This is a genomic window from Roseomonas sp. TS2 (genome assembly GCF_058833935.1).
This window is the reverse complement of record NZ_JCACVY010000264.1, coordinates 1-4475: the sequence shown is the minus strand read 5'-3', so window position 1 is coordinate 4475 and position 4475 is coordinate 1. Positions and strand designations below refer to the sequence as shown.

Annotated in this window: 6 protein-coding genes and 1 tRNA gene; 4 read left to right on the top strand and 3 right to left on the bottom strand. The window is 75.3% G+C overall.

Annotated elements, in window-relative coordinates:
- Positions 1–217: 217 nt before the first annotated feature.
- From ACZJYS_RS22930 to ACZJYS_RS22915, 4 genes are all read left to right on the top strand, one after another.
- Positions 218–294, top strand: a tRNA-Trp gene (locus tag ACZJYS_RS22930).
- A gap of 118 nt (positions 295–412) precedes the next feature.
- A complete protein-coding gene (secE, locus tag ACZJYS_RS22925; RefSeq protein WP_099097365.1) occupies positions 413–610 on the top strand; it encodes a preprotein translocase subunit SecE in 198 nt (65 codons plus the stop codon).
- Between the two features lie 19 nt (positions 611–629).
- A complete protein-coding gene (gene nusG, locus ACZJYS_RS22920; RefSeq protein WP_109517981.1) occupies positions 630–1166 on the top strand; it encodes a transcription termination/antitermination protein NusG in 537 nt (178 codons plus the stop codon).
- Between the two features lie 33 nt (positions 1167–1199).
- Positions 1200–2162, top strand: coding sequence for a DUF2062 domain-containing protein (locus ACZJYS_RS22915; RefSeq protein WP_493180446.1), 963 nt, complete (start codon positions 1200–1202; stop codon positions 2160–2162).
- Positions 2163–2168: 6 nt separating this feature from the next.
- Here the strand turns inward: ACZJYS_RS22915 and ACZJYS_RS22910 are convergent, their stop codons facing one another.
- The 3 genes from ACZJYS_RS22910 to ACZJYS_RS22900 form a co-directional block, all read right to left on the bottom strand.
- A complete protein-coding gene (locus ACZJYS_RS22910; RefSeq protein ID WP_493180445.1) occupies positions 2169–3059 on the bottom strand; it encodes an efflux RND transporter periplasmic adaptor subunit in 891 nt (296 codons plus the stop codon).
- Positions 3056–3265, bottom strand: a complete 210-nt coding sequence (locus tag ACZJYS_RS22905) for a DUF1656 domain-containing protein (RefSeq protein ID WP_109517979.1) — start codon at positions 3263–3265, stop codon at positions 3056–3058. Before ACZJYS_RS22905 ends, ACZJYS_RS22910 begins: the two co-directional genes overlap by 4 nt.
- On the bottom strand, positions 3262–4475 hold a 1214-nt coding region (locus tag ACZJYS_RS22900; protein ID WP_493180444.1), incomplete at its 5' end, for an FUSC family protein. The genes ACZJYS_RS22900 and ACZJYS_RS22905, both read right to left, overlap by 4 nt.

Below are 4475 nucleotides of genomic sequence, written 5' to 3'. Positions count from 1 at the left end.
ACGCGCGGCCGCCGGTTCGCCGGCCGGCCGCCAGCGGGCCGCCCCTCGGGGCGGCCCGTTTTTTTGTGCCCGCCGCCTCCTGCGCCCGCCCCGCCCGGGGCCTTTCCCGGGCGGAGCGGAATCCCGCCCCATTGGCGGTTTCAACCCCGCCCGACCCTCTCGACAGCGCCGCCGCCTTGACCTATAGACGCCTCCTCGCGCAGCGATGGCGCCGCGCAGGGGCGTAGCTCAATTGGCTAGAGCGCCGGTCTCCAAAACCGGAGGTTGGGGGTTCGAGACCCTCCGCCCCTGCCAGCACCGCCCACGTTCTGCATGGGCCGCCTCCCGCCGGGGGGGCCGGGTCTTGCGGGGTGGCTCCGGTCCGGATGCCGCCCGCGAAGCGTGTCTCCCTTGAACCATTAGGGTTGCGATTTTGGCGAAGCTCGATCCTGTGCTGTTCATCCGCGACGTGCGGCAGGAGGTGGCCCGGGTCACCTGGCCGACGCGCAAGGAGACGTTGATCACCACCGGGCTGGTGCTGGCGCTTTCGGCCCTGGCCGCGGTGTTCTTCCTGCTGACGGACAAGCTCATCCAGTTCCTGGTGAGCCTGCTGTTCGGCTTTGGCGCCTGATAAGGACGGGAGGGGTTCCATGGCCGAAATGAGGTGGTACGTCGTCCACGTCTACTCGGGTTTCGAGAAGAAGATCGCCCAGCAGATCAAGGAGCAGGCGGCGCAGAAGGGGCTGGCCGAGAAGTTCGGCGACATCCTGGTTCCCTCCGAGGAGGTGACCGAGGTGCGCCGCGGCCAGAAGGTCAATTCCGAGCGCAAGTTCTTCCCCGGCTACGTGCTGGTGAAGATGCAGATGACCGACGAGGCGTGGCACCTGGTGAAGGACACGCCGAAGGTCACCGGCTTCCTCGGCGCCCGCAACAAGCCGAGCCCGATCTCCGAGGCCGAGGCGCTGCGCATCGTGCAGCAGGTGCAGGAGGGCGTGGACAAGCCCAAGCGCCCCGCCATCGTCTTCGAGGTGGGCGAGCAGGTGCGCGTCGCCGACGGCCCCTTCACCAGCTTCAACGGCACGGTGGAGGAGGTGGACGAGGAGCGCGGCCGCGTGAAGGTCTCCGTATCCATCTTCGGCCGCGCCACGCCGGTCGAGCTGGAATACGCCCAGGTCGAGAAGGTCTGAGGGCAGGGTCTCCCGCCGCATGAGTCGCCGGGCATGATGCGGGCGCTGCGGGAGAGATGGGCGGGGCTTCTGGCCTCGCCCGGCGGCGCCCGCAGGGTTGCCCGCGGCCTGGCGGCCGGCGCCGCCGCCGCCATGCTTCCGGCCTTCGGGCTGCATCTCCTCTTCGCCGCCGGCTTCGCGCTGCTGCTGCGCGGCAGTCTTCCCGTGGCCGCCGCCGCCTGCCTCGCGCTCGGCAACCCGCTCACCCATGCCGTGCTGCTGCCCGCCGAGTACGCGCTCGGCCGGCTGCTCCTGCCGCCCTCCGTCGAGTTCCTGCCGGAACACGGCCCGGCCTGGCTGCTGGCCCTGCTGCCCGCCGCCGAGGAGACGGTGGCCGGCGGCGTGGTGCTGGCCGGGGTGGCCGGGCTGCTGGGCTGGCTGCTGGCCCGCCGCGCCCTGCTGGCCGGTGCCGCCGCGCCGGAGGCGCCGCTGCGGGTGATCCACCTGAACGGCGCCATCAACAGCGGCAAGTCGAGCGTGGGCCGGGCGCTGGCGGCGCTGATCCCGGGCGCGGGCTTCATCGAGGGCGACGAGCACGGGCTGCCGGCGGAGCTGCCGCCCGAGCAGCGCTGGGCGGGGGCGCTGGGCCGCATCCTGCGGCAGATCCGCGAAAGCGCAGCCCCCTGCCTGGTCTCCGCCTACCCGCTGGACGAGGCGGGCTACCGCCGCCTGCGCACCGCCTGCGTAGCGCGCGGCGCCACCCTCTCGGTGGTGACGCTGGCGCCGCCGCTGGAGGTGGCGCTGGGCCCGCGCGGCGGCCGGGTGCCGGATGCGGCGGAGCAGGCCCGCATCCGCGCCATGTATGCCGAGGGCTACCACCGCCGCCTCTTCAGCGACGTGACGCTGGACAATGCCGGGCTGGCGCCGGAGGAGGCCGCGCGGCGCGTGCTGGCGGCGCTGGCCCATGCCCATGCGGCCAGGGCGCCGGGTGCGGCGGGACGCGCCGCCCCGCCCTGACCGGCCTCAGGGCCGCAGCAGGGAGGGCGCCACGCCGCCCGGCATGACCGTCACCGTGGCCGTCCGCCCCGGGATCAGCCGCATCCCCTCCGGGATCTCCTCCAGAGCGATGCGCACCGGCACGCGCTGCGCCAGCCGCACCCAGGAGAAGGTGGGGTTGACGTTGGCCACCAGCCCGCCCGCCTGCTCGCGGTCCGCGATGCCGCCGGCGATGCTCTCCACCCGGCCGGAGAGGGGGCGCGCATCGCCCATCAGCACCACCCGCGCCGGGTCGCCGGGGTGGATGCGGCCGAGCTTTGTCTCCTCGAAATAGCCCTGCACATGCAGGCTGCCGGCATCGACCAGCGCCATCACCGCGCTGCCGGCGGCGACATAGGCGCCGGGCCGCAGCGTCAGGTTGGTGATGGTGCCGCCCGTGGGCGCGCGGATCTCGGTGCGCTCCAGGTTCAGCCGGGCGAGGTCGCGCTGCGCCTCGGCCTCCTGCAGCGCGGCGGCGGCGGTGGCCGCCTCGGAATGCGCCTGGTCCTGCCGCTGGATGGAGACGACGCCCTCGGTGAGGCGGTCGTAGCGGCGCTCGTCGCGGCGGGCGCGCTCCAGCGTGGCGGCGCGGCTGGCCACCACTGCCTCGGCCTGCTGCAGGGCGAGGGCGAAGCGGGACTGGTCCAGCCGCAGCAGGGGCTGGCCCTGCCGCACCGCCGCATTGTCGGCCACCAGCACCTCGGCCACGAAGCCGGAGACGTCGGGCGCGATGCCGATGATGTCGGCCCGCACGCGGCCATCCCGCGTCCAGGGCGATTCCATGTAGTAGCGCCAGAGCTGCCAGCCCATCAGCCCGGCGGCGCCGGCCAGCGCCAGGGTGAGCAGGATGCGCGCGGCGCGCGCCAGCAGGGGCTTCATGACAGCAGCGACTCCGTGAGGGCGGCGACGCCGCCGAGGGTGAGGATGTAGAGGGCGAGGTCGAAGAGCGGCGGGTGCCAGACCAGCCGGTACAGGCCGGCGCGGCGCAGCAGGGCGCGCAGCAGGGCGAAGGCCGGCAGCGCCAGCGCCGCCCAGACCAGCAGCGCCGGCAGGTAGATGCCGTAGAGGTCGATCTCCGCGATCATGCGGGCAGGCTCCCGTGTTGCGGCGCCGGGGCTGACAGGGCCGGAGGTGGCGCCCCGGGGAAGAGGGCGAGGCGCAGGCCGGAGAGCGAGACCGCCGCGCGCCGCGCCGCGCGGCCGGGCTCGGCGGCGCAGGCGGCCAGCGCCGCGTCCAGCCGCTGCAGCAGCGACGCGCGGGGCAGGGCGCCGCGCGCCTCGGCGGCGATGGCGGCGAAGGTGGCGTCCAGCGCCGCGCCGGGGGCGGCGGGCAGGCTGGCGCGCGCCTCGCGCAGCCGCAGCAGGTTCAGCGCCGCGCGCAGGTCGGCCAGCTCGGAGACCGGCACGGCGCGGGCATCGACGGCGCCGAGCCGCGCCGCCAGCGCCTCGAACCGGTCGAGCATGACGGCGAGGATGCGGCGGAGGTCGGCGGCGCTGCGCCCCTCCGCCAGCCGGGCGAGGTCCCGCCGGTCGGCCCCCGCCAGGCGGCGCACCCGCCAGGCCACGCCGAAGGCGCGCGCCACCCGGGTGATGACCAGCGCCAGCGCCAGCCCGCCCAGCGTCGCCAGCCCGCCATCGGCATAGCTGGCGAAATCGGCGCTGTAGGTCTCCTGCAGGTTGAGCACCGCCGGCACGGTGGCGGCCACGGCCAGCGCCGGCGCCATCATCGCCGGCTGCGCCATCAGCGCGCCGGCCGGCAGGTAGAGCGGCGCCAGCACCAGGATCAGCAGCGGGAAGCCGTCGATGCGCGGCAGGATGGCGAACTGGTAGAGGCCGGCGATCAGCACCGCCGCGGCGGCGCCGAGGATGAACAGGCGCAGCGCCGGCGCCGGGTCGTCGAGCTGGGCGAAGATGCAGAGGGCGACGGCGCCCATCATCGCCAGGCTGGCGCCATGCGCCCAGCCGGTGCCGACCCAGATGGCCCCGCCCAGCAGCACCGCGCCGCCGGCGGCGAGGCCGGAGAAGGCGGCCAGCACCGGGTCCACATGGCCGGGCACGCGGCGCTCGGGGGCGGGGGCGGCCTCGGCCGGCTGCACGGCCAGCAGCCGCTCGGTCAGCAGCAGGGTCTGGCGCCACTGCTCCACCAGCTCGCGCAGCCGCTCCACCAGCCCTTCGCGCAGCAGCGCGGCCCAGGGGTCGGCGGGGGCGGGCGCGCGGGCGGCCTCCTCCAGCCGCTGCCGCAGGCGCTGGGCGGCCAGGGTCCGCGCCGGCCCGGGCTCGGCCTGCATGCTCGCGG